Source organism: Sphingomonas turrisvirgatae (assembly GCF_001721295.1).
In the GTDB taxonomy this organism is placed as follows: Bacteria; Pseudomonadota; Alphaproteobacteria; order Sphingomonadales; family Sphingomonadaceae; genus Sphingomonas; species Sphingomonas turrisvirgatae.
In genome coordinates, this window is record NZ_MDDS01000037.1 from 1 (window position 1) to 24,422 (window position 24,422).

The following is a 24,422-nucleotide window of genomic DNA, read 5'->3' on the forward strand; positions in this document are numbered from 1 at the left end:
CCGCCTCAGCCTCCTTCAGGATGCCAATAATCTGCTCTTCCGAAAACTGCTTCCGCTTCATCTGTCCGTCCCTTGTAGGGGCCGGTCTCTAGTTCCAACTGGATGAAGAAACGGGGGTCACGTCACCCTGACAGTACCAGCGCGCGCAAGAGCGTTAGCACTGCGAATGAGATGTGCAGCATTCGAAGATCAGGGCCTGCGAGCATTGGCTGAGTTGGACTGTCGTGTTTGTCCCACTTGCGCAGCGAGGTGTAGCATGGGTCGGGCCCATTCCCTACTCAAGCCGCCCACGCAGTAGCCACATGGTCGGGCTGGACAGGGATCGCAAGGGTGACTGCGCCTCGTTATCTAGCCTTCCATCAGAAGGCGACTCAACGGGCGCGTGCTAACGTTCAGCGTCGCAGCCGACAGCTCAAGTCAGACGGCTGAGTCGCCCCACTTAATTTTCCATTCTACGAAGACCGAATCCCTGAGTTGAAGGTCCTTTGTACTGGATACCGTAGCGATCCATTATCGACTTTGAAACCCGATCAAGGGCGCTCACCTTTGGGCTAATACCGAATCTATCGCCGGAAAACTCCCAAAACACATCGCTCCAATCTAAGTAATGACTGCTGACATTGATCTTCCTTGTTGGTAACAAAGTTCCAACGGTAAGCGTAATTACATCCGCTTTCCATTTCGACCAGTATTCAATTCCAACATCAGGCTCTAGATTTTCCTGCAGTAGATCATGAATAATCCACTGGGTTGCGCTACCAGTAGGGAGAGCATTGTGATAAGAGAGTAATCTTGCAAATCTACCTTGAGGATCGTAGGCAAATCCTCGATTTGTAAGGTTCACATGTCCTGCATGTGGCCCGCATGTCGCAGCGAAGGCAGACATATGAAGCTGGGACGGTCCCCATTCCCACCCTTTACTTTTCCCTGACCAGCAAACGGACTCGAAGCAGCCTCCCCAGTGGGGAGCGGTTCCCCCACCTATCTCCTCAAAAAACCTTTGCCCATTCAACAATACGCCCAGTTCATGCGTTCGCCAGTAACCAGACTTGTTAGAAAAAGTCGACTTTCCATCCAAGCGTAGAACGTGAGCCTTCAGTTCCTCGGCTCCGCTTCCTCCAAAGTGACACATCCCAAACTGCGTTGTTTCCACTGGGTAGCTTGTTAAAACCGTCGTCACGAAGGAGCCTGGCTCTGGAACTACTCCGCAGAGTTCAATTACACCTCTCCGCCCAGAGAGCTTAGAACTTTGGTTGAATCTATTTACAGCCTCGCATAGCCAAGAGGCGAAATCAGCGCCGTTCAAACCATCATCTATCTTAAAACGCGCTTCTTTCAATACCGTTGAAATGTGCTCACTGTGCCCCGCAAGGGTGCATGCAAAATTTCCAACGATGGCTATCTTGCGCCTTAGAAAGGTAGTAGATTTAGAATAGTCGAGTTCATCGCTTGCGGTGCTAGGAGTAACCGGCTTGAACTCTGCAAACTCGGCCGTTTTTGGAAGATCTCGAGTAGCAATAGTGTCAGCAATGATGCCGGGCCAAGCGCCTCCGCCAGTCTCTTGCGGAGCGTTTGTATTAAGCCAAGCAGTCATGCCACGATCTCATCCTGCCAAGTCGGTTGATCCACGTTGCATGCCCGACAGCGACCTTTCAACCACTACTAGAAGCATCTAATCCTGTGCCCACCGGAATGCACCTCACGAAAGCGGCAGCGAGGCATTCCCGTAAGAGTGGAAGCGATAGTCGCTTGCGATCGCATAAGCGGAAGCGTCTTCCATCCGATCCAGTCCGAACAGCGGCAGTACCAGCATGACAACGCGGGGATCGCCTCCCAATGCGAGTTGCCAATCCGTCCGGCCTGGGGAAGGTATAGCGTGGGTCGCATCGCTTTTCCTACATCAAGCGCCCCACGCAGTACCCACAGCCGAACGCTCTTCCGCAAGGCACCGCCCGCTTGTCCTTGTTTCTACGCCATAAAGTAGGTGGTGCCGCTTACAGGACTCGAACCTGTGACCCCCGCATTACGAATGCGATGCTCTACCAACTGAGCTAAAGCGGCGCGCCCGGCGGTGTCGCCGGGGAAGGTGGCGGCGCTTATCAGCCTCTTGCGCCCCTGACAAGCGCGATCGCGCCGATCGTGCGGCAGGGCGCAGCGCGGCTTTACGTCGTGTTTACCATGGCATGTGCAGACTCGGGATGTTCGAGGGCATCGGCCCTCATGTGGAGCATACGCATGGATACCGCCCGCGGACTTGACGACCGGATCGATACCGGCTCGCACGACGATGGCATCGACCATGCCGGGGTCAGCGAACCCCGGCCGACGATCGGCACCGACGAACGCCGAATGCATGTGCGCGCCTATAATCACTGGGTCTCGCTGCTGCGCGGACGCGCCTATCCCTCGATCGAGGATCTCGACCCGGAAAGCATCGCCGACTTCGGTCCACACAGCGTGCTGCTCGACTTCAGCGGCGGGATCGAGAATCCCGCAATCCGTTACCTGGGCGCGTCACTACGCGAGGAATGCGGCGTCACGGCCGCGATCACCCATGTCGCCGAGGTTCCGAGCCGATCGCTGCTGTCGCGGCTGACCGACCATTATCTCCAGATCATCGCCAATCGCGCGCCGATCGGCTTCGAAGCCGAGTTCGTCGGTCAGCGCGGGCACAACACGCTCTATCGCGGCATCCTGATGCCCTACTCCTCGGACGAGGACACGATCGACTTCATCTATGGCGTGATCAACTGGAAGGAGATGGTCGACGCCGCAACCCAGGCGAAGCTGGAGCGCGAGGTCGAGGAAGCACGCCGCGTTGCCCCGGTGCTTGCCGCATCGCCGGTCTGGGCCGATGGTCCGAGCGGGGGCATCGCCACGGATGATCCCACGGAGCCTGAAATTCCGCATGACGACATCGTCGTGCCGCCGCATGGTGCCGACACGCTCGCCGGGCGGCTGATGCTTGCGCGCGAGAGTGCCGCTGCGGCTCGCGCGGCCGATACGCGCAGCCGTGCCTCGCTCTATCGAGCACTGTCGCGCGCTTTTGACTTCGCCTGCGCCGCCGAACGCGATGCATCGGCTTATGGCGAGTTGCTGGCAGAGGCAGGGATCGTGGCCCAGGCGCGCGCGCCGATGACCGCCGCCGCCAAGCTCGTCTTCGGCGTCGATTACGACAAGACGCGGCTGACCGAATTCGCCACGGTCATGACGCATGCGCGACGCAGCGGCGTGACCGAAGGCGGGCTTGAGTCGTTCCTGGCCGCCGAACCGGGCGGCATCAAGGCGATCGTTCAGGCCGAACGTGCGCTGCGCCGTCCCAAGCCGCAGCGCGACAAGTTCGAGCGCGCACGGGCCGAACTACGCAACCGCCCCTCGCTGGGTCAGGTCGCAATTGATGCCGGCGACAGCGAATTCGTCGTGCTGCTCGCCCGCGCGCGTGGCGACGGCCAAGTCGATATCGTCGCCAAGCTGGACGACGACGCGCAACTCGCCGAGCGGGCCATGCGAAAAGCCGCTGCCTGATTGGAATGCTGCGCCGCAAACGCTGCAATATAGTCGCAGTTGATACTTTTCTCTGCACCACCCCTTGAGCCTTGCGGCGCGCGGGCGCATAGCGCGGGGCCATGAGCAAGACGCCGATCAAGTCGCTCGCCGAGGCCCTGCAAAGCTGCCTCACCGATGGTGCCCTGCCGGGCGAGCTGGAGGGGTTCGGCGATGCCGAACGGATTGCTGCCGCCCGCTTCGTCGCGCAGACCGCGGCGACTCGCGCGCCAGGTGTGGCGGGGATTGCACTCGAATCCGGCGTGGATGGCGACAGCCGCTCGATGCGTCTCGCCGTCGTCAACGACGATATGCCCTTCCTTGTCGATTCGATCGCCGCAACCGTTGCCGCCCATGACATCGCGATCCGCCGCCTGATCCATCCCGTGGTTGCGGTCGAGCGCACGGGCGATGGCGCGCTGGCTGGCATCGGAACCGGCGGTTGCAAGGAATCGATGATCTATATCGAGATGGAGCGGGCCGACGCGCGCGATCGCGCGGGACTCGTGCGGGATCTCGAACGCAACTTGACGCATGTGCGCGCCGCAGTGACCGACTGGCCGGAACTGCGCCGCGCGATGAGCGAGGACGCCAACCGCATCGCCGATCCTGAAGGGGCCGCGTTGTTGCGCTGGTTCCAGGGCGGCAGCATGACGCTCGTCGGTCACGAGAAATGGCAGCGCGACGGCACGGTCGCCGACGCGGCCGGCATCTGCCGCGAGACGCTCGACGCGCCAATCCTGGCCGAGGCCTCGCGCGAGCTTGCGGTTAACTGGTTCGAGCAGGGCGGCCAGGCGCCGCTGCTGCTCAAGTCGAACCTCATCTCGACCGTTCACCGCCGTGCGCCGCTCGACCTGGTGCTAGTCCCGCTTCGTGACGGACCGACGATCACCGGCCTTTCGATCCACGCCGGCCTGTGGACCAGCGCCGCGCTGCATGCCTCGCCTGAGGAGGTGCCGGTACTGCGCGCACGGATCGCCGCGCTGGAGAGCAAGTTCGGGTTCGACCCCCGGGGACATACCGGCAAGGCGCTGGCGCACGCGCTGGCCGGACTGCCGCACGACCTCACCACCGCCTTCCCGCCCGAAGCGCTCGAGCAGATCGCCCTTACCGCGATGTCGGTGACCGATCGCCCCCGGCCCAAGCTGGTGCTGATCCGCAGCACATTGGGTCGCCACCTGTTCGCCTTCGTGTGGCTGCCGCGCGACGATGTGTCGACCGGCCGTCGCCTGGCGATCGGCGAGATGCTGGCCAGGGCCGCGAATGCGCACCAGCTCAGCTGGTCGATCGCGCTCGACGACGGGCCCGTGGCGCTGTTGCGCTATACACTCGACCTGCGCGGTGAGGGTCGCATGCCCGATCCCGCCACGTTGGACGACGAACTCGAGCGGATGGTGCGCGGCTGGTTGCCAGCGGTGGAAGCGGCGCTGATCGAAAGTGGCACCGCCCCTACCCGCGCGACGCGCCTCGCGCTGCGCTACGCCGGCGGCTTCCCGCTCGGTTATCGCAACACCAACGCCGCGGATGAAGCGGCGCGCGATATCGGGCGCATCGCCGCATTGAGCGACGAAGGGTCGCGGTCAGTCCGCATCTTCGATCAGGGTGCCCGGCTGCGGATCAAGCTGTATCGCCTGGGCGCGCCATTGCCGCTGTCCGACGCCGTGCCAGTGTTCGAGAATTTCGGATTCCGCGTGATCGAGGAAGTGCCGACTGCGCTGAGTGGCGACGCGGCAGTGCATATCCACGATTTCGAGGTCGCACTCGCCGCCGGCGGCATCCTCAAGGGCGAGATCGCGGTGATCGAGGCTGCGATTGCCGCAGTACTGGAAGGGCGCGCCGAAAACGACGCGTTCAACCGGCTGATCGTGGAGGCGGGCCTTGCGCCCGCGTCCGTCGTGCTGCTGCGCGCCTGGTTCCGTTACTTGCGACAGGCAGGCCTGACCTATGGTCTTGCCACGGTGGTCGAAGCGCTGCGCCGTGCGCCGGCGATGGCCAATGCGCTGGTCGAGCGTTTCGCCGCCGCGCACGATCCGGCGCGCGGCGAGGACAGCGAGGCTGCGGTCAACGCCGCCGACGCCGCCATCGCCGCCGGTCTCGATCAGGTCAGCGGCCTGGACGACGACCGCATCCTGCGCGCGATTGCCGGGGTGATCCGCGCGACGCTTCGCACCAATGCCTTCGCCCCGGCTGCCGCCGAAGCGTTGGCCTTCAAGCTCGATAGCGCGAAAATACCCGGCCTGCCCGCCCCGCTGCCGTGGCGCGAGATGTGGGTCTATTCGCCGCGGGTCGAGGGTATTCACCTGCGCGCCGGCCCGGTAGCGCGTGGCGGCCTGCGCTGGTCCGACCGGCGCGACGATTTCCGCACCGAGATTTTGGGCCTGATGAAGGCGCAGCGCGTCAAGAACGCAGTCATCGTGCCGACCGGCGCCAAGGGCGGCTTCTACCCCAAGCTGCTTCCCAACCCGGCGACCGATCGCGACGCCTGGTTCGATGAAGGCAAGGAAAGCTACCGCATCTTCATCCGCTCGCTGCTGTCGGTGACCGACAACATCGTCGCGGGTCAGGTCGTGCATCCCGAAGGCGTCGTCGTCTATGACGGCGAAGACCCTTATTTCGTGGTCGCCGCCGACAAGGGCACCGCGACGTTCAGCGATGTCGCCAATGCCATCGCGATCGAACGAGGCTTCTGGCTGGGCGATGCCTTCGCCAGTGGCGGCTCGGTCGGTTACGATCACAAGGCTATGGGCATCACTGCCAGGGGCGCCTGGATCAGCGTGCAACGTCACTTCCTCGAAATGGGGATCGACGTTCAGGCCCAGAGCATTCAGGTCGTGGGCTGCGGCGACATGTCGGGCGACGTGTTCGGCAACGGCATGCTCCTGTCCAAGGCGATCAAGCTGGTTGCCGCGTTCGATCACCGCCACATCTTCCTCGACCCCTCGCCCGATCCGGCAAGAAGCTGGGAAGAGCGCGCCCGGATGTTCGCGCTGCCTCGCTCCAGCTGGGCGGACTATGACCCGGCGTTGATCTCGCCGGGCGGCGGCGTCTTCGCGCGCACCGAAAAGACGATCAAGCTTTCGCCCGAAGTCCGCGCGGTGCTGGGGATCGATGCCGAAGAAATCGAACCCGGCGCGCTCATTTCCGCGATCCTCAAGTCGCCGGTCGATCTGGTCTGGTTCGGCGGCATCGGCACCTATGTGAAGGCTCAGGCAGAAGCCAACGCCGAGGTCGGTGACCCGGCCAACGATCGGATCCGTGTGAATGCCGAGGACCTTCGCGCCCGCGCGATCGGCGAAGGGGCCAATCTTGGCGTCACTCAGGCCGCACGCATCGCGTTCGGCATGCGGGGCGGGCGCAGCAATACCGACTTCATCGACAATTCGGCGGGCGTCGATTGTTCCGACAACGAAGTGAACATCAAGATCGCGCTCAACCGCGAAGTGATCGAAGGCCGGCTTGCGATGGACGATCGCAACACCCTGCTCGCCTCGATGACGGACGATGTCGCGCATCTGGTGCTCGAGGATAACCGCCTGCAGACGCTCGCGCTATCGTTCCTCGAGAATGACGGCCCGGTCGCGGTGCCGAGCTTCGTGCGACTGACCGAGATCCTGGAAGCATCCGGTCGGCTCGACCGCGCGGTCGAGGGATTGGCGTCGAACGAGGAATATCTCCGGCGCGCGCAGGAAGGCCGCGGCCTCACTCGGCCGGAACTCGCGGTGCTGCTGGCGACGTCGAAGCTGGCGCTGCAGGACGCGATCGAGCATGGCGACCTTGGCACCGACCCCGAACTGCTGCCCGACCTGCTCGCCGCCTTCCCTGCCGCGATGCAGTCGAAGTTCCGCAAGGCGATCGAGGAGCATCGCCTGCGCGGCGAGATCGTCGCGACCAAATTGGCCAACCGCATCGTCAATCGTCTGGGCGTCCTGCACCCGTTCGAACTTGCCGAAGAGGAAGGCGCCTCGCTGCGCGACATCGCCGCGATGTTCGTGGTGGCCGAGCGCTTGTTCGGGCTGCCGGCAATCTGGCAGGCGATTGAAACCGCGCCGATCAGCGAAGGGGCGCGGCTTGCGCTGCTGGACGAGGTCGCAGTCGCCACGCGCTCGCAAATCGCCGATTTGCTGCGGGTTGCACGACCCGGCGATGGCGTCGGCGAAATCCTCGCGCGGCTTCAGCCCGGCATCGCCGCTCTCGACCGACAGGCCAAGATGCTGCTCAAGGCGGAGGCGCGCGCGCAATCGAGCCGCATCGCAGCCAAGCTGGAAGAAGCGGGCGCTCCCGCCGAGCTTGCCGGCAAGATCGTGCGCATTTTCGAGCTGGACGGCGCCGTCGGGCTCGCGGACCTCGGCCAACGTCGCAAGATCGACGAGACCGAGTTGACCGACGCCTTCACCCATCTGGGTCAGGCGCTCGGCCTCGATTGGGCACAGGCCGTGGCCGCGCGCATCGTCGCCGGCGACCCGTGGGAACGGCTGCTCATTGCGAGCCTCGCGCGCGATTTCCAGCAGCTGCGGCTGGAGTTCCTCGCCAAAAGTCAGGGCAAGGATCCGCGCGCCGATGTCGATGCATGGCTGACGGCGCAGGCGCCCCGCGTCGCGCAATTCGCCGCCGTCGTCGAGCGCGCCCGCAAGGCACCGGCACCCAATGCGGCGATGCTGGCGCAGATTGCCGGCCAGGCTCGGGTGCTGCTGGGGCGGTAGTTCCGCACCCAACGCACCCGTAGTCGCAGGCCCCACTTCGTCACCCCGGCGAAGGCCCGGGTCTCAGGCGATGGCGCGGGACAGGAGCCGCACGAAATCCCGGCTGTTGCCGGTGTGGCGACATGGGGCGTCGGCTGCGGTGACCCGGTGCGGCTGACGCCCAGCGGGTCCTACGCCACCGCCCGCCGCTTCGTCACCTTCGCCCGCCACTGACGCGCACGCCACCACATGATGATCCCGGTCATTGCCAGGATCGCGGGCAGCACGCCGCCCAGGAATACCAGGATCTGCCACCATAAGGGCATGCCCGTACCGTCATGGATGCGGCGCATGGTCCGCGCGATCGTCTCGCGCTGCTCGCGCTGCGGCGTCACCTTGGCCACGCCGTCGGCATCGGCAACCTTGACGCTCGCCTTGACCGTTCCTGCCGCCAGATCGATCACCCATTCGGGCGCGGCATCGGTCGGGAAGGTCACGCTGCGCAAGTCCCCCCGCGCGGCACTGCGCGCCCGCTCGATCGCCGTTGCCAGCGGCGTTGCCGGCATCTCCAGTGGCCTTGGCCGCATCATCGCCGCCCGCCCCTGTCCTTGCGCCCCGCGCGGCGGCCCGTCGAACCCTGCGAACCAGGACGGGAATGAAATCCACACGCCGGTCACCGACAGCACGAACAGCGGCAGCGAAATCCAGAAGCCCAGCAGATAATGAAGGTTGGTGTCGATATTGGGATGCCGCTTCCAACGAAAGCCGCGGCGTACGCTGCCCATGATCGGCCACCACAGCCAGAGGCCTGTCAGCGACGAGATCGTCATCGCGACGCCGATCCAGCCGACGATCTGCCGACCGGCCCCCGGCACCATCAGCGATCCGTGGATCACATGCATGATCTGGAAGATGCCGCTGCTGATCCGGTGTTTCTCGATCAGCCGCGCGTCCGCCGGGTCCAGGAAGATGCGACTGCGCTCGGGCCGCCCTTCGCCTGTCGCGGGCTCGACCGACCAGGCCTCGACCGGCTCGCCAGCCCCACCCGGGATCATCAGGCGCGTCAGCCGCTCGCCGGGCAGCAGGGTCGCGCGCGCCGCATCGGCATAGCGTTCCGGACCAAGCGTCGCCGGCCCGCTTACGGCGAAGCGCTGGGGATACACCCATTTCTCCAGCGGATCGTGCCACACCAGCGCCGCGCCGGTCACGCAGATCGGGATGATCAGCATCGCCAGGACCAGCCCGAGCCACTTATGGATCTGAAACCACAGCTTGCGCAGTTTCACCTTGTTCATTCCCGATCCGCCCTCACGCGTCGGCCCAGCGCCGCAGCAGATTGTGATAAATGCCAGTCAGTTCGATCACCGATCGATCCTCCCCGCCCAGCTGTGCCGTCAGCCGTTGCACGGTCTGATCGAGGTCAAACAGCGTCGCGCGTGCCTCAGCCTCGCGCACCATCGACTGCAGCCAGAAGAAGCTCGCCACCCGCAGGCCGCGAGTCACCGGGGTGACATGGTGCAGGCTGGACGAGGGATAGACCACCGCATGGCCGGCAGGCAGCTTGACCTGCTGCGCGCCAAAGCGATCCTCGACCACCAGCTCGCCGCCTTCATAGGCTCCCGGATCTTCCAGAAAGACGGTGACCGACAGGTCGCTGCGAATGCGAAAGTCGCTGCCGCGCTGGATGCGGATCGCATTGTCGACATGCGTGCCAAAGCTCTGCCCTGTGCCATAGCGGTTGAACAGCGGCGGAAAGACCTTGAGCGGCAGCGCAGCCGCGAAGAACAGCGGCGACCGGCCGAGCGCGTCCAGCACGATCCCGCCCGCTTCGCGTGCCGCGGGGCTGCCCTCGGGCAGTTGCTCGTTGCGTTTCGCCAGCGCGGATTGCGGCCCCGACGTCGCATTGCCGTCGATCCATTCCGCATGGTCGATGATCTGCCTGATGCGGCTGAGGGCGCCGGCATCGAGCAGATCGGGTATGGCAATCATCATTCCGCCCGTCCCTTGCGATCACTTGAGACGCGGGTCTCGGGTCGGGCGACGATGACCCAGGGGCCCCGCGCCCGCCCCCTTTTAGAAGCTATAGAACAGGCTGAACACTGCCGAACGCCGATCGCCCGGGGTGGCCCAGCCGCCGCTGATCGCGCCGGTCGTCGCATTCACATTGTTGCGCACGCCCGTGTAATAGAGCTCGTCCGTCAGGTTCTGGATATTGATCTGCGCGGTCAAGCCCGGCGTGATCGGATAGGACAGGAACGCGCGGTGGATCAGATAATCGTCCGCACGGAACTGCGGCGTCACCACCCCGGTCGGACCGAGCACGCGGTTGTTCAGCGCGAAGTCGCCCTGATAGGTCAGGCCATAGCCGATCTCGAGCCCGAACGGCAGCTTAACCGTGGTGAACAGGCTGCCCGAATGCCTTGGCGTCTGCAGCATCTCCTGCCCCGCCTGCACGTCGCGCATGGCGGTGCTGTTGCCGCATCCGCTGCCGCCCGGCGTTGCAAGGCAGAAGTCCGACACCGACTGCAGCACTTCGCTGTCGAGATAGGTATAGTTGGCGAAGATGGTCCAGGCCGGCGTAATGTTCCCGCTCGCGCCCAGGCTGAAGCCATCCACCCGCGCGCGGCCGTCGAGCACCTGAAGCGCGCTGGGCTGGCTGGGATCGTTGGACGGCACGCGGAAATTGCTCCGCTCGTTGCGGAACACCGCCGCCGTCAATTGCAGCCGCCGCCCGAACAGGTCGGCCTTGGCGCCGATCTCGTAAGTCCGCGCCTTTTCCGGTGCGACGGCGCACGGATCGGCAGCTCCGGGCGCCGCGATCACCCCGCAGCCGAGGCGCACCGTCGCCGATGAAGGCGTTAACGCATTGCCATAGGCGGCATAGAGGCTGACCGTCTCGACCGGCTTGAACACCGCGCCGATCCGGTACGAGAACAGGTCCTCGTCGCTGGTCTGCACCGCCAGCTGCGCCGCCGTCAGCGGCGTGGTGCCAGGCGGATAGACGGCGAGCGGCAGGTTGCGGAAGCGGCCGCGATTATTCTCCCACCGCACGCCACCGTTCAGCTCGAATGCGCCAAGCTCAAGCGTATCGAAGGCATAGATCGCCAGGTTGCGCATCGAACTGCGCGCCTGCGACGTGACGGTGTAGTTCACGGGCCCGGCATAGACCGTATCGGGATTGGCGATGCTGATCGCCGGCAGCGTTACCGCCGCGCCCGCTGCCGTTCGCGGCAACGACGCTTGCGTGAGCGCATAATCCTCGATCGTCACGGCGCCGCCGACCACCAGCGTATTGCGCAGCCCGCCCTTCTCGCCCGCGACGAAGCGGAAGTCGGTCTGGTGGTGCAGCAGCTGATTTTCCTGGTCGCGCACCAGCCCGCGCGGGCCGGACGGCTGGTACTGGCCGGGCAGCAGGCCGGCGGGGCAAGCAAGACCCTGCGTCGCGGCGCCGGTCGCGCCGACCGGCTGGCGTCCCGTGCTGGCAAGGCAGAATGTACCCTGCGGCGCGCTGGTGACGCTGTCCTGCTCGACACGCTGCCAGCGGCTGAGGTGCCGCACGCTCAGCGCTTCGCTGAACTGGTGCGTGAAGATCGCGGTCAGCCGGTCGATCGTGGTGTCCTGCCGGTCCAGATTGGCGATGCCGAAATAATCGCCGGGATCGACGTCGGGCAGCGGCCCGGCATTCACCAGGCTCTGGAAATAGGGCACACCGAATATCGGCGTATTCCTGTCCTCCTGGTGGACATAGGACAAGGTCAGCCGCGTCGGTCCGTCGATCCCGATGGTGATCGACGGTGCGACGCCCCAGCGTTCGTATTTCTCGACATCGCGGCCCGGCACGTCGTTGCGGTGATAGGCCGCGTTCAGCCGTACGGCGATCAGGTCGCTCACCCGCTGGTTGGCATCGATCGCGCCGCGCCAGTAATCATCGGTACCGACGCTGCCCTGCACGATCGTCAGGCTGTCGGCCTGCGGCGCCTTGGTAACGAGGTTGATCGTTCCGCCGACCGAGCCCGATCCGTTGAAGACCGAGTTCGAGCCGTTATAGACTTCGATCTGCTGCAGGTTGAACGGGTCGGTGCGGGTATATTGCGCACTGTCGCGCACGCCGTCGATCGTCAGGTCGTTGTTGGCGGAATAGCCGCGCAGGTTGATCGAGTCACCATAGCCGCCGCCGCCTTCGCCCGCGCCAAAGGTGATGCCGGGGATTGTCTGCAACGCATCGCGCAGCGTCTGCAGGTTCTGCTTGCGGATGACCTGATCGCTGACGACGGTGACGGTTTGCGGGGTGTCGAGCAGCGGCGCGGTCGCCTTGGGACTTTCGACTTCGCCTTCCTTCTGACCGGTGACGACGATTTGCCCCGGCTCGGCCACACCGTCCTTGCCGTCATTCGCCAATGCAGGCGCGCTTGCGATGAACCCGATCGCGGCCAGCCCCAGATACGCCGGCACGCTGCGCTGTTCCAAACTCGACATAATCTGCCCCCTCTGTTTGTGGAGCAGCTATTGCTACTAACTCGCAGAGTCAACGCTGTTGCGAATCATTTTCAACTTTGTCGCAGTTCTGTCGTATCGCGAACAGCCACAGGCGTACCGCGCTCGCCAGATTGGGTGGATCGTCAGCGGTTATCCGCAGATGATCGATCTGCGCGACCAGCGCGCTGAGGGGCAGGCCGCGCGCGGCGGCGGCCTCTTCCAGCGCGGTCCAGAAGGCCGGCTCCAGGCTGATCGAGGTCGCATGACCTGCAATGGTGATCGACCGCTTGACCGGCCCGACAAAACCACCCGGCGGCGCCTCGATCACGTCTCCAGGTCGAACAACGAAGCGAGCTGCTCGATCATCGTGCCGGCCAGTTGCTCGACATCCATGATCGTCACCGCCCGCCCGTAATAGCGCGTGACGTCGTGCCCGATGCCGATCGCGACCAGGCTGACGGGCGAACGCTGCTCGACCCAGCCGATCACCTGCCGCAGATGCCGTTCGAGATACGAGCCACTATTCACGCTCAGCGTCGAATCGTCGACCGGCGCGCCGTCGCTGATGACCATCAGGATCTTGCGATCCTCGGGCCGCGCGATCAGCCGCTGGTGCGCCCAGAGCAGTGCCTCGCCGTCGATATTCTCTTTCAACAGGCCTTCGCGCATCATCAGGCCAAGCGACTTCTTCGCGCGCCGCCACGGTTCGTCCGCCTGCTTGTAGACGATGTGCCGCACGTCGTTCAGCCGCCCCGGCTGCGGCGGCCGCCCTTCGGCCAGCCACTTCTCGCGGCTCTGCCCGCCCTTCCACGCGCGGGTGGTAAAGCCCAGGATCTCGGTCTTCACGCCCACGCGCTCCAGCGTGCGCGCCAGGATATCGGCGCTGATCGCCGCGATGCTGATCGGTCGCCCGCGCATCGATCCGGAGTTGTCGATCAGCAAGGTGACGACCGTGTCCTTGAACTCGGTATCCTTCTCGACCTTATAGGATAGCGACTGCATCGGGTTGATGACCACGCGCGCCAGCCGCGCCGCATCCAGCAGCCCTTCGTCCTGATCGAAGTCCCAGCTGCGGTTCTGCTGCGCCATCAACCGGCGCTGGAGCCGGTTGGCCAGCTTCGTCACCACGCCTTGCAGGTGCACCAGCTGACTGTCGAGATAGGCGCGCAGCCGCTCCAGCTCCTCGGTATCGCACAGCTCGGTCGCGGCGATCACCTCGTCATATTGCGTGGTGAACGCGCCATATTCGAACTGCGGCGGCAAGTCCGACCACGGTCGATTGGGGCGGACGGGCATCATGCCCTCGTCGCCATCGTCCCCCGTTTCGCCCTCGGCATCGTCGAACTCGCCGGACTGCTCGTCGCTGTCCTCGCCTTGCTCGGTCTCGCTTTCGCTCTGCTCGCCGCGCGCCTCGACTTCGCTGTCGCCGGTCTCGCCCTGCTCCTCGCCTTCCTGGTCCTGCTCTTCTTCCTGCTCCTCGGCGCCCTCATCCTCGCCGCCGCCCTCGTCGGACTCGTCGGGGACCAGCTCGCCCTCGGTCAGCTCAAGGTCTTCCAGCAGGTTGCCAACCAGCCTGGCGAAGGCCGCCTGATCGTCGATGGCAAGGCTCAGCGCGTCCAGATCCGCGCCACCCTTGTCCTCGATCCAGTCGCGGACCAGCGCCAAGCCCAGCGCCGCATCGGCCGGCGCTTCCTGTCCGGTCAGCCGCTCGCGCACCAGCAGCTGGATCGCGGTCGACAGCGGCACTTCGTCGCGCGTCCGCGCCCGGCTGATCGGGTCCGAGCGCATCTTCATCTCGAGCGCGCGAGTCAGATTGTCGGCGATGCCGGCATAGCCGCGCGATCCCAGCGCCTCGATGCGCGCCGTCTCTACCGCGTCGAATACGGCGCGTGCCACCGCCTCTCTGGGCGCGGCCTTGAGGTGCGTCGCATTGTCGTGCAGCCGCATGCGCAGCGCGAACCCGTCGGCAAAGCCGCGTGCCTCCGCCACCTGCTCGGCCGCCAGGGCGCGGCCCGGCATCGGCACCTTGATATGCCGTCCCGACTGCACCGGCGCATCGGCGGTGAAGGCCAGCTCGACCTCCGCCTCATGCGCGATCGCCCGCGCCGTGCCGGCCAGCACGTTGCGGAATTGATCGAGAGGCGACTCGTTCGCCATCGGCGCGGCTTACGCCTTTCCTACGACGCTCTCGGGCAGGTCCTTGCCGAACACGCGCTGATAATATTCCGCGACCAGCGCCCGTTCCGCCTCGTCGCACTTGTTCAGGAACGAGAGACGGAAGGCAAAGCCCGGATCCTTGAAGATCTCGGTATTCTGCGCCCAGGTGATGACGGTCCGCGGGCTCATCACGGTCGAAATGTCGCCGTTGATAAAGCCGCGGCGCGTCAGGTCGGCGACGCGCACCATGTTCTCGACCAGCTGCTTGCCACCCGGCTTGTCATACTCGCCGCTCTTGGCCAGCACGATCTGCGCCTCGGTCGCGGCGGGCAGGTAGTTCAGCGTGACGACGATGTTCCAGCGGTCCATCTGCCCCTGGTTGATCTGCTGCGTGCCGTGATACAGCCCGCTGGTGTCGCCCAGGCCGACCGTATTCGCGGTCGCGAACAGGCGGAACCACGGGTTCGGGCGGATCACGCGATTCTGGTCGAGCAAGGTCAACTTGCCCTCCGTCTCCAGCACGCGCTGAATAACGAACATCACGTCCGGCCGCCCAGCGTCATATTCGTCGAACACCAAGGCGGTCGGCGTCTGCAACGCCCAGGGCAGCAGCCCCTCGCGGAATTCGGTCACCTGCTGCCCGTTCTTCAGCACGATCGCGTCGCGCCCGATCAGGTCGATGCGGCTGATATGCGCGTCGAGATTGATGCGGATGCACGGCCAGTTGAGGCGCGCGGCGACCTGTTCGATGTGCGATGACTTGCCCGTGCCGTGATAACCCTGGATCATCACGCGGCGGTTGTGCGCAAAGCCCGCCAGCACCGCGAGCGTCGTATCGGCGTCGAAGACGTAAGCCGGGTCCAGGTCCGGCACGCGCTCGTCCGCCTCGCTGAACGCGGGTGCTTCCATGTCGATGTCGATCCCGAACACGTCGCGCACGCTGACCGTCTTGTCCGGCGCGTCAAGGATCGTGGTCTCCCGGCTGTCGGGCTGCGTGTTGGGGATATCGGTCATGCGTCGCGCCTTAACGAAGAGTCGGTCCGTCCCTAGCGCTTGTGCAGATGCGAAGTCGAGACGCTAGGCATCGTTGGTCCACTTGGGCGGCAGGGGAAAGCGTCCGACAAACGCTTGCGCCAACCGATGGTCCCCTTCCACCGACAAAATACCCTGCGCTTCGAGCTTCGCCAGCGCGCCGCCATAGACTGCCCCGGCCACGGCAGGAGGCGGCCCGGCCAGGATCACGTCGGCCCCGCTCGCGTCGCCCCGCGCGATGTCGATGCCCCGCGCGCTGTAGTGCGCCAGGAACTCGTCGCCCTCACCCATGCGGAACCCGATCGTGAAGTCGAGGTCGCCAGCCAGTTGCGTGCTATGCATGGTGCGCAGCGACATCATCATCGAAGCAGCCGACAACGGCAGCGTCGGGTCATGCTCGGGCGAGCGCACCGCCCAGCGACCCAATACTTGCAACGCTACCTCCGCCTCATAGCCCCAGGGTGTCAGCTCATAGACCTGGGCATTGGCCGGCGGCGGCAGCCTGCGCTTCTTGAGGATGCCCGATTCCTCCAGCCCCTCCAGCCGCTGCGTCAGCACGTTTGCGCTGAGGCCCGGCAGCGCATTGCGGATTTCCCCGAACCGGCGCGGCCCGAACATCAGTTCGCGCACCACCATCAGCGCCCAACGCTCCCCCACCAACTCCAGCGCGAGCGCCGTGCCACAGGCATCGTCATACCAGCGTCGCCTTGCCTTTTTGGACGCGTTTTCAATGCGTTCGGCATTTTCAGTCAGTTTTTCTAACTTCATGGTTGCTTTTGATAACTTGCCGCGGCATCAAGATCAAGGAAGCGATTCGGAACCTCACCGTTTCCCGATCGCACCCTTGGAGGACAGCGATGCCGAAAATGATCTTCGTGAACCTGCCAGTGGCCGACGTCGCGAAATCGACCGCCTTCTACGAAGCGATCGGCTTCACCAGGGACGCGCGCTTCAGCAACGAAATGGCGAGCGCGATGACATGGTCGGACACGATCACGGTCATGATCCTCAGCCGCGATTTCTATCGCACCTTCATCCCGCACAAGCAGATCGCGAATTCGGCAAAGACAAACGAAGTGCTGCTGTGCCTGTCCTTCGACAGCCGCGAGGCTGTCGATGCGATCACGCAACAGGCGGCCGCGGCCGGCGGCACCGCGGACATCCGCGAGCCGCAAGACATGGGCTTCATGTACGGCCGCAGTTTCGAGGATCCTGACGGGCATGTCTATGAACCGATGTTCATGGACATGGCAGCCGCCATGGCCGCGTTCCCGGACGGCCCGGCGCACGACCCGGCCTGATCCACACCAACGGAGAGGGCGGATGAGCAAGATCACCACCTGCATCTGGAGCGACATGGCGGCGCGCGAACAGGCCGACTTCTACGTCACGCTCCTGCCCGACGGTCGCATCACCCGCGTTCAGGCGACGCCCGCCGATACGCCGGGCAACAAGGCCGGCGACGTCATCGTCGTCGAATTCCACCTGGGCGGGAACGACTATATCCTGCTCAACGGCGGCCCGATCTTTCCGCAGACCGAAGCAGTGAGCTTCATGATCCTGACCGAGGATCAGGCCGAGACCGATCGGCTGTGGAACGCGATCGTCGGCAATGGCGGGCAGGAAAGCCAGTGCGGCTGGTGCAAGGACAAATGGGGTGTGAACTGGCAGATCACGCCCAGGCGACTGCTTGAGCTCAACTACGACAACCCCGATCCGGTCAGCGCCAGGCGCGCGATGGAAGCGATGCTGACGATGAAGAAGATCGACATCGCCGCCATCGAAGCCGCGGCGGCTGGCCGGGCCTGATGCTGCGTCTCCACTACCATCCCTTCGCGCAATATTGCCAGAAGGTGCTGATCGCCCTGTACGAGCACGACCTGTCGTTCGAGCGGCGCCGCGTGAACCTGGGTGAACCGGATCAGCGCGCGGCACTGGCCGCGATCTGGCCGTTCGCCAGGTTCCCCGTGCTCGAAAGCGATGTCGGCGTGCTCGGCGAGTCCGGCGTGATCATCGAGTATCTCGACACGCTGGCGCCGACGCGTGCGCCACTGGTTCCGAGCGAGCGCATGGCAGCCCTCGAGCCGCGCATGCTCGAACGCGTGATCGACGGCTATATCGCCGATCCGCTCGCCCGCATGGTCGGCGCGCATTTCACGGGCTTTGCGGTCGATAATGCAAAGGAACTGAATACCATCGCCACCGCCTATGATTTTCTCGAAGCACAGCTCGACGGTCGCGCGTGGCTGGCCGACGAATTCGGCCTCGCCGATTGCACCGCCGGTCCGGCATTGTTCTACGCCAATTTGAAGCAATCAATTGGCGACCGCCCGCGCCTTGCAGGCTATTTCGAACGCTTGCGCGCGCGCCCGTCCTTTGCCCGCGTCATCGATGAAGCCCGCCCTTATCGCAAACACACGCCGTTCGACTGGCCGGCGGATTATTGAGGAGAGAGCCATGACCTATGTCGAAGGATTCCTTACCCCCGTCCCCACCGCCAACAAGGAGGCATATCGTCGGCACGCCCAGAGCGCGGTCGAGATGTTGAAGGGCGTTGGCGCGACCCGCTTCGTCGAGGCGTGGGGCGACGATGTACCGGACGGCAAGCTCAACGACCTCAAGCAGTCGGTGAACCTCAAGCCCGACGAGACCCTGCTGTTCAGCTGGCTGGAATATCCCGACCGCGCCACGCGCGACGCGGCCGGCGAGAAGATGATGAACGATCCCGCCGCGACCCAGATGATGCAGGATTGCCCATTCGACGCCACGCGTATGATCTATGCAGGCTTCGAGAAGATCGTCGAGGCTGGGACCGGCGCCACCGCCCCTGGCTATGTCGACGGCTATGTCCTCCCGGTGCCAACCGCCAAGAAGGAAGCGTATCGCGAGTTGGCGGCGCGAATGGCCACCAGCTTCCAGGATCACGGCGCGCTGCGCGTGGTCGAGGCATGGGGCGACGACGTAACCAACGGAAAGGTCACCGATTACAACCGCGCCACGCACAAGCAGGACGACGAGAGCGTCGTCTATGCCTGGATCGAATGGCCCGACAAAGCGGCCCGCGACGCCGCCTGGGCTGCAATCATGGCCGATGAAACGCTGCACGAACACGAGCCGCCCTTCGACGGCAAACGGATGATGTGGGGCGGCTTCGTGCCCATCCTCGACACCGCGCAGGACTAAGGGGAGACCGGCGATGGCCAACCCCCACGGCAGCTGGCTCTGGTACGAGCTGATGACGCCCGGCCCGCAGGCGTCGCGCGCCTTTTACGAGGGCGTGGTCGGATGGACGATCGATGCGGACTCGATGATGCCCGGCGACACCGAATATCGCATCGTCCACGCAGCGGACGGTGACATCGCCGGCATGCTGACGCTCAGCGATGCAATGCAGCAGGGCGGCGCGACGCCCGGCTGGCTCGGCTATGTCGGCGTCGACGACGTCGATGCGAGCGCAACGACGATTGCTGCAGCCGGCGGCGCGATCCATGTGCCGCCGACGGACATTCCCGGTACCGGCCGCTTCGCCATGGTCAGCGATCCGCAAGGCGTTGTCTTCTACGTCATGCGCGGGTCCAGCCCGGAGGACAGCAACGCCTATGCCCGTACCGGCATGGGGCATGTCAGCTGGAACGAGCTCCAGACCAGCGACGCCGCGGCCGGCTACGCCTTCTACCAACAGGCGTTCGGCTGGGAAAAGGCCGGCGGCATGCCGATGCCATGGGGCGAATACAGCTTTCTGCGCGGCAAGGATGCGGGCGACGCGATGGACGCGGCCTGGGGCGCGATGATGCCGCGCGAGAAGGCGGATCAGCCCACCGGCTGGACCTTCTACTTCCGCGTACCCGATATCGGGGCAGCGCACGCGAAGGTGCGCGAACTGGGCGGCACGCCGTTGTCCGATCCGATGGAAGTCCCCGGCGGCGAGCGCGTGTTCCACGCCGCCGATCCGCACGGCGCCGTCTTCGGGCTGGTGGCACCGCAATGACTGGCTCCGGCAACGGGCGACGGATCATCGGCGCGGCCTTTGTCAGCCTCGATGGGGTGATGCAGGCGCCCGGCGGGCCGGAGGAAGATCGCCGGGGCAGCTTTCCCTTCGGTGGCTGGCTCGCGCCGCTCGGGGATGAAGCGCTCGGCAATCAGATCGCAACCGTTCTTACCCCGCCCTATGATCTGCTGCTCGGCCGCGCGACCTACGAGATTTTCGCGGCCTATTGGCCGTTCAACCAGAATGCGCCGGATATCGCCGAACCGTTCAACGCGTGCCGCAAATATGTGATGACACGCAGCGACTTGCCGCTCGACTGGAACAACAGTGAGCGCGTGGCCGATCTCGACGCGCTGGCCGCGATCAAGGCTGGCGAAGGTCCCGATATCGTCATTCAGGGCAGCTCGACCCTATATCCTCAGCTGCTTCAGCGCGGGTTGATCGATCGGCTGGTGCTGATGACCGCGCCGGTCGTGCTGGGTCAGGGTAAGCGGCTGCTCGGCGACGATTGCGGTCCCGGTACCTGGCGCCTGGTCGAACAGCGTACCGGCAGCACCGGCATTGTCATGTCCACCTATGAACCCTCCGGTCCGGTAGAGACCGGCGGCTTTGGCGAAGCCGAAGCCAGCCGTCAGGAACAGGCGCGGCGCGAGCGCTGGCAGCGGGAGGGTTAGGCGAAGGCGGGCGAGCTTTTGAGCTGCTGATACGCCTCGATCACGCGCTGCAACGCGCCCTCGTGGCTACGATCGCCGCCATTACGGTCGGGATGGTATTTGCGCACCAGCTCCGAATAGCGCCGGCGCAGCGCGCCGCGATCGGCATCGACCTCCAGCGCCAGCGCCTTCAGCGCCTCGCGGTCGCGGCCGGACAGCGGCTTGCCGTCCTTGCGCTCGGCCGGCATCGCATTGCGCCAGCGTGCGCCGATCGCATCCAGCGGATCGTTGAAATCCGCCCAGCGCGGCGGCCGGTCGGCACCGCCGGTCGACGCGAAGGCGCGCGTCTCGCGCTCCCAGCCCGACAGCGGCTGCTGCGCCTCGTAAATCTCCTCGGACGTCATGCCCGAAAAGAAGTTGTAGCTCGTATTGAATGCGCGAACATGATCGAGGCACAGCCAGCGATATTGCGGCGGCTGGTCACTCGCGCGCGGCCCGGCCATCGGCGCGCGGAACTCGCCCGCTTCCTCGCACCCCGGCTCTGCGCAAAGCCGGCCGGGCGCTTCCACCCGGCCGTGGAAACGCGAATTGAGCCGGTCCTTCCTGGGTTCACGCGACACTTAAAATCCTGCGCAAAAACAGCCTATATAGTCGGCATGACTGACACTTCTACCGGCCTCGTGGCCCAGGAAATCACCGCTCGCCTTACGGCCGGCCTCGCCCCATCCCGTCTCGATGTGATCAACGACAGCGCCAAGCATCGCGGCCATATGGGCGATGATGGCAGCGGCGAATCGCACTTCACCGTCGTGGTCGAAAGCGTTGCCTTCACCGGCAAGTCGCGCGTCGAGCGCCAGCGCATGGTCAACCGCGCCCTTGGTGACCTGATGGAACACAAGGTCCACGCCATGGCGATCCGCGCCACCGCCCCGGGGGAATGATGACCGACGATCTCTTCACGCAGACGATCCATCCGACCAGCCACGACCTTGGCGGGTTCAAGGTTCACCGCACGCTTCCCTCGCGCCCACGCACGATGGTCGGCCCGTTCATCTTCTTCGACCAGATGGGACCCGCGCATCTCGAGACCGGCACCGGGATCGACGTGCGTCCTCATCCCCACATCAACCTTGCGACCGTCACCTATCTGTTCGCCGGCGCGATCGATCACCGCGACAGCCTTGGCACCTTTGCGACGATCGAGCCGGGCGCAGTCAATCTGATGACCGCGGGCAACGGGATCGTGCACAGCGAACGCTCGCCCCAGGCCGAGCGTGACGCCGGCCCCGAACTGTCCGGCATCCAGACCTGGCTTGCCTTGCCCGAGCGCTATGAAGAGATCGATCCGGCGTTCGAACATGTCGCCAAGGCCGACCTGCCGGTGATCGACAGCGCGAATGCCAGGGCGCGGATCATCATGGGCAGCCTGTGGGGCGCAACCGCGCCGACCACCACCTATGCCGGCACCATCTATGCCGACGTCGTGCTCGACGCCGGGGGCAGCGTGCCGATCGACTCGCAAGCGGACGAGCGCGCCATCTATCTTGCGGTCGGCGAAGCGACGATCGACGGCATGACGCTCGAGCCGCAAGTGCTCTACGTGCTGAAACCCGGCGCCGTCGCGACGCTGCGCTCGGCCACCGGTGGTCGCGTCATGCTGTGCGGCGGCGAGGCGTTCGCCACGCCGCGCCATGTGTGGTGGAACTTCGTCTCGTCCGATCGGGGCCGGATCGATCAGGCCAAGGCCGACTGGAAGGCGGGCCTGTTCCCCAAAGTGCCAGGCGACGACAAGGAGTTCATCCCGATCCCCGAGGTACCCAAGACCGTCAGCTACCCCTGACCCTCTTGCCAGCCCGGCCATGCCACCATACCCTAGGTTCGAAAGTCAGGGGAGAGTCGGATGGCCGGGTTCGAACTGCAACGCATTGCGCTGCCTACCGGCGTCGACCTCGACGTCGCGACGGCCGGCGACCCTGCAGCGCCGGCGATCGTCCTGCTCCACGGCTTTCCCGAATCACACCGCACCTGGCGGCATCAGATTCCGGCGCTGGCGACACGCTTCTTCGTCATCGCGCCCGACCAGCGCGGCTTCGCGCGCTCGTCCAAGCCGGAAGGCGTCGAGCATTACACCACCGACAAGCCCGTGGCCGATCTGCTCGCGCTGGCGACTCATTTCGGCAAGGATCGCTTCACACTGGTCGGCCACGACTGGGGCGGCGCGGTCGCCTGGATGGCCGCGCTGCAGCATCCCAATCGCATCGAGCGGCTGATCATCGTCAACGCCCCCCACCCGTTCGTCTTCCAGAAATCGCTGTTCGACGACATGGATCAGCGCAAGGCCAGCCAGTATATCCGCTTCTTCCGCGACACGAGCATCGATCAAGGGCTGACCGGCGCGGGCCTCGAAAAGTTCTTCGGCAGCACCTTTGCCAAGCATTTGACCCGTGCCGTCGCTGGCGAGGACAAGGCCGCCTATCTCGACGAATGGAGCCAGCCCGGCGCGATGAGCGCCATGCTAAACTGGTACCGCGCCAGCGCGGTTCAGGTGCCGGCGATGGACGAGACACCCAATCGACCCGCCTTCCTCGACGCGCCCTTCCCTCCGATCACACAACCGACGCTGGTCATCTGGGGCACACAGGACAAGGCGCTGTTGCCGGTTCAGCTCGACGGCCTCGACGCCGTGGTTCCCGACCTTTCGGTCAGGAAGATCGACGCCGGTCACTTCGTTACCTGGGAAGCGCCCGAAGAAGTCAGCGCCGCAATGCTCGACTGGCTGGATTAGCTCAAGCGCCCAGCCATTCGACCCACGCACCATGCGCGTGCGCGTGCGCCAGCATCACCGGCGCGCCGTCCTCCCTCCCTCGGCCTGACCAGTGCCGAACGGTCAGTTCGTGCTGAAACGTCGCCCGATTCGTCTCAAGCGCGATCCATGCCAGCGGCCGGTCCGGCGTCGCGGCGCCCCCCGCCGCTTCCATCGTTTCGGTAATCGCCGCCTGCCGCTCCGCGCCCAGATACTGCCACACGATCGAGTGCATCAGCACGCGCGTCGTCCCAGCCGCCTGCGGCCGTGCCAGCGCCTCCGCCACGAACTCGGCGGCATCGGCCCGCACCAGATCGGGCGCCCGTTCGCGCGCCGCCTGCGCCGCCCGCTCCAGCCGCTCGAACCGCACGCGATGCTCAGGCCAGACATAGGCGCGCAACCGCATCAGCTGCCCGGCATCGGTGAGGTCAAGCGGCTCGACATCGCACCCTCGCATCGTCTCGATCGTCCAGCTTGCATGGGGTGGCGGCGGGCCGCGCCACGCCGGCTCGATCGTCATGGCCGGTTCCGCGGCGCCCATTGCGACACCACCCAGCACGTAGCGGTATCGGTCCATCATCAGGTTGATGCCCGCACTCGACCCGATCTCGATGCCTTCGAACCGCGGTGACAGCCCGTGCGCGACCAGCCAGGCAAGCGCCGCGGCGTAGCTGGCCGACCGGCCTGCCTCGTTGGTCTGCGGCGGACCGTCCAGCCACGGCAGCAACGCCGCATCGTGCCGCGCGATGGCCGTGCCGACCAGCGCCTCGGCATCGGCAAACGCTGCCGAATCCTGCGCATAGAGCGGCGCCAGCGTCGGCTCGGCCCCGCTCAGATGCAGCGCATGCAATGCCCCGGCCGCGCGCAGCGGCAGCGCATCGGCTACCGGCTTGCCCGGCCAGTCGCGCAACGCCGCGACAAAGGCGCCCGGCGCATCGATATTGGCCAGCACCGCCTCGACCACCCGTGCCGTCAACGGCGCTTCGTTCGCCCGGCAATAGGCGATCTGGTTCGCAAACGCGCCGCGCACATCATCGCTCGCCATCAGGTCGGTCATGCGATTCTCCCCGCCCCTTGTTGCGCCCACCCCC

The 24,422-nt window shown here is 65.2% G+C and carries 21 protein-coding genes and 1 tRNA gene; 11 read left to right on the forward strand and 11 right to left on the reverse strand.

Annotated features, from left to right (window positions below):
- Nucleotides 1-439: 439 nt before the first annotated feature.
- Nucleotides 440-1,594: a hypothetical protein gene (locus tag BFL28_RS20770; RefSeq protein ID WP_131818657.1), complete on the reverse strand. Its 1,155-nt coding sequence runs from the start codon at nucleotides 1,592-1,594 to the stop codon at nucleotides 440-442.
- 391 nt (nucleotides 1,595-1,985) lie between these two features.
- Nucleotides 1,986-2,061 (reverse strand) — tRNA-Thr (locus BFL28_RS13860).
- A 174-nt stretch (nucleotides 2,062-2,235) separates the two neighbouring features.
- Here BFL28_RS13860 and BFL28_RS13865 point away from each other — a divergent pair.
- Nucleotides 2,236-3,525 (forward strand): PAS domain-containing protein, encoded by a 1,290-nt coding sequence (locus BFL28_RS13865; protein ID WP_069321146.1) that lies wholly within the window; start codon nucleotides 2,236-2,238, stop codon nucleotides 3,523-3,525.
- Nucleotides 3,526-3,626: 101 nt separating this feature from the next.
- Entirely contained in the window at nucleotides 3,627-8,243 is a 4,617-nt protein-coding gene (locus BFL28_RS13870; protein WP_069321147.1) for an NAD-glutamate dehydrogenase, read from the forward strand.
- Between the two features lie 170 nt (nucleotides 8,244-8,413).
- Here the strand turns inward: BFL28_RS13870 and BFL28_RS13875 are convergent, their stop codons facing one another.
- The 7 genes from BFL28_RS13875 to BFL28_RS13905 all read right to left on the reverse strand — a co-directional run bounded on the left by BFL28_RS13875 (nucleotide 8,414) and on the right by BFL28_RS13905 (nucleotide 16,655).
- The gene (locus BFL28_RS13875) at nucleotides 8,414-9,517 is read right to left on the reverse strand and encodes a PepSY-associated TM helix domain-containing protein (RefSeq protein WP_069321148.1); all 1,104 of its coding nucleotides are present in this window, start codon (nucleotides 9,515-9,517) and stop codon (nucleotides 8,414-8,416) included.
- 13 nt (nucleotides 9,518-9,530) lie between these two features.
- Nucleotides 9,531-10,214, reverse strand: a complete 684-nt coding sequence (locus BFL28_RS13880; RefSeq protein WP_069321149.1) for a Fe2+-dependent dioxygenase — start codon at nucleotides 10,212-10,214, stop codon at nucleotides 9,531-9,533.
- An 81-nt stretch (nucleotides 10,215-10,295) separates the two neighbouring features.
- Nucleotides 10,296-12,698: a TonB-dependent receptor gene (locus BFL28_RS13885; protein ID WP_069321150.1), complete on the reverse strand. Its 2,403-nt coding sequence runs from the start codon at nucleotides 12,696-12,698 to the stop codon at nucleotides 10,296-10,298.
- A 49-nt stretch (nucleotides 12,699-12,747) separates the two neighbouring features.
- Complete coding sequence (locus tag BFL28_RS13890) at nucleotides 12,748-13,026, reverse strand: ribbon-helix-helix domain-containing protein (RefSeq protein WP_069321151.1); 279 nt, start codon at nucleotides 13,024-13,026, stop codon at nucleotides 12,748-12,750.
- Nucleotides 13,023-14,855, reverse strand: a complete 1,833-nt coding sequence (gene cobT, locus BFL28_RS13895; RefSeq protein WP_069321152.1) for a cobaltochelatase subunit CobT — start codon at nucleotides 14,853-14,855, stop codon at nucleotides 13,023-13,025. The genes BFL28_RS13890 and cobT overlap by 4 nt, the downstream gene beginning before the upstream one ends.
- Before the next feature lie 9 nt (nucleotides 14,856-14,864).
- Nucleotides 14,865-15,869: a cobaltochelatase subunit CobS gene (gene cobS, locus BFL28_RS13900; protein ID WP_069321153.1), complete on the reverse strand. Its 1,005-nt coding sequence runs from the start codon at nucleotides 15,867-15,869 to the stop codon at nucleotides 14,865-14,867.
- A 63-nt stretch (nucleotides 15,870-15,932) separates the two neighbouring features.
- The gene (locus BFL28_RS13905) at nucleotides 15,933-16,655 is read right to left on the reverse strand and encodes a winged helix-turn-helix transcriptional regulator (RefSeq protein WP_069321154.1); all 723 of its coding nucleotides are present in this window, start codon (nucleotides 16,653-16,655) and stop codon (nucleotides 15,933-15,935) included.
- Nucleotides 16,656-16,744: 89 nt separating this feature from the next.
- Here BFL28_RS13905 and BFL28_RS13910 point away from each other — a divergent pair, with 89 nt between their 5' ends.
- The 6 genes from BFL28_RS13910 to BFL28_RS13935 are packed head-to-tail and all read left to right on the forward strand — an operon-like array spanning nucleotide 16,745 to nucleotide 20,549.
- Nucleotides 16,745-17,188, forward strand: coding sequence for a VOC family protein (locus BFL28_RS13910; RefSeq protein ID WP_069321155.1), 444 nt, complete (start codon nucleotides 16,745-16,747; stop codon nucleotides 17,186-17,188).
- Nucleotides 17,189-17,210: 22 nt separating this feature from the next.
- Nucleotides 17,211-17,696, forward strand: coding sequence for a VOC family protein (locus BFL28_RS13915; RefSeq protein WP_069321156.1), 486 nt, complete (start codon nucleotides 17,211-17,213; stop codon nucleotides 17,694-17,696).
- Entirely contained in the window at nucleotides 17,696-18,334 is a 639-nt protein-coding gene (locus BFL28_RS13920; RefSeq protein WP_079247165.1) for a glutathione S-transferase family protein, read from the forward strand. The genes BFL28_RS13915 and BFL28_RS13920 overlap by 1 nt, the downstream gene beginning before the upstream one ends.
- A gap of 10 nt (nucleotides 18,335-18,344) precedes the next feature.
- Nucleotides 18,345-19,070, forward strand: coding sequence for a DUF1428 domain-containing protein (locus tag BFL28_RS21810; protein ID WP_069321158.1), 726 nt, complete (start codon nucleotides 18,345-18,347; stop codon nucleotides 19,068-19,070).
- A 13-nt stretch (nucleotides 19,071-19,083) separates the two neighbouring features.
- On the forward strand, nucleotides 19,084-19,875 hold the full coding sequence (locus tag BFL28_RS13930; RefSeq protein ID WP_069321159.1) for a VOC family protein: 792 nt from the start codon (nucleotides 19,084-19,086) through the stop codon (nucleotides 19,873-19,875).
- Nucleotides 19,872-20,549 (forward strand): dihydrofolate reductase family protein, encoded by a 678-nt coding sequence (locus tag BFL28_RS13935; protein WP_069321160.1) that lies wholly within the window; start codon nucleotides 19,872-19,874, stop codon nucleotides 20,547-20,549. The genes BFL28_RS13930 and BFL28_RS13935 overlap by 4 nt, the downstream gene beginning before the upstream one ends.
- Here the strand turns inward: BFL28_RS13935 and BFL28_RS13940 are convergent.
- Complete coding sequence (locus BFL28_RS13940) at nucleotides 20,546-21,148, reverse strand: J domain-containing protein (RefSeq protein ID WP_069321161.1); 603 nt, start codon at nucleotides 21,146-21,148, stop codon at nucleotides 20,546-20,548. The two genes, BFL28_RS13935 and BFL28_RS13940, sit on opposite strands and share 4 nt — an antisense overlap.
- A 36-nt stretch (nucleotides 21,149-21,184) precedes the next feature.
- Here BFL28_RS13940 and BFL28_RS13945 point away from each other — a divergent pair, with 36 nt between their 5' ends.
- Genes BFL28_RS13945 through BFL28_RS13955 form a run of 3 tightly spaced genes read left to right on the forward strand, consistent with a single transcriptional unit; the run spans nucleotide 21,185 to nucleotide 23,313 of the window.
- Complete coding sequence (locus tag BFL28_RS13945) at nucleotides 21,185-21,469, forward strand: BolA family protein (RefSeq protein WP_069321162.1); 285 nt, start codon at nucleotides 21,185-21,187, stop codon at nucleotides 21,467-21,469.
- Nucleotides 21,466-22,368 (forward strand): pirin family protein, encoded by a 903-nt coding sequence (locus BFL28_RS13950; RefSeq protein ID WP_069321163.1) that lies wholly within the window; start codon nucleotides 21,466-21,468, stop codon nucleotides 22,366-22,368. Before BFL28_RS13945 ends, BFL28_RS13950 begins: the two co-directional genes overlap by 4 nt.
- A 60-nt stretch (nucleotides 22,369-22,428) precedes the next feature.
- Nucleotides 22,429-23,313 carry an alpha/beta fold hydrolase gene (locus BFL28_RS13955; RefSeq protein WP_069321164.1) on the forward strand — a complete coding sequence of 295 codons (885 nt, stop codon included), beginning with the start codon at nucleotides 22,429-22,431 and terminating at the stop codon, nucleotides 23,311-23,313.
- 1 nt (nucleotide 23,314) lies between these two features.
- Here the strand turns inward: BFL28_RS13955 and BFL28_RS13960 are convergent.
- A partial coding sequence (locus BFL28_RS13960) for a DUF2332 domain-containing protein (RefSeq protein ID WP_338152255.1) occupies nucleotides 23,315-24,422 on the reverse strand: 1,108 nt, incomplete at its 5' end.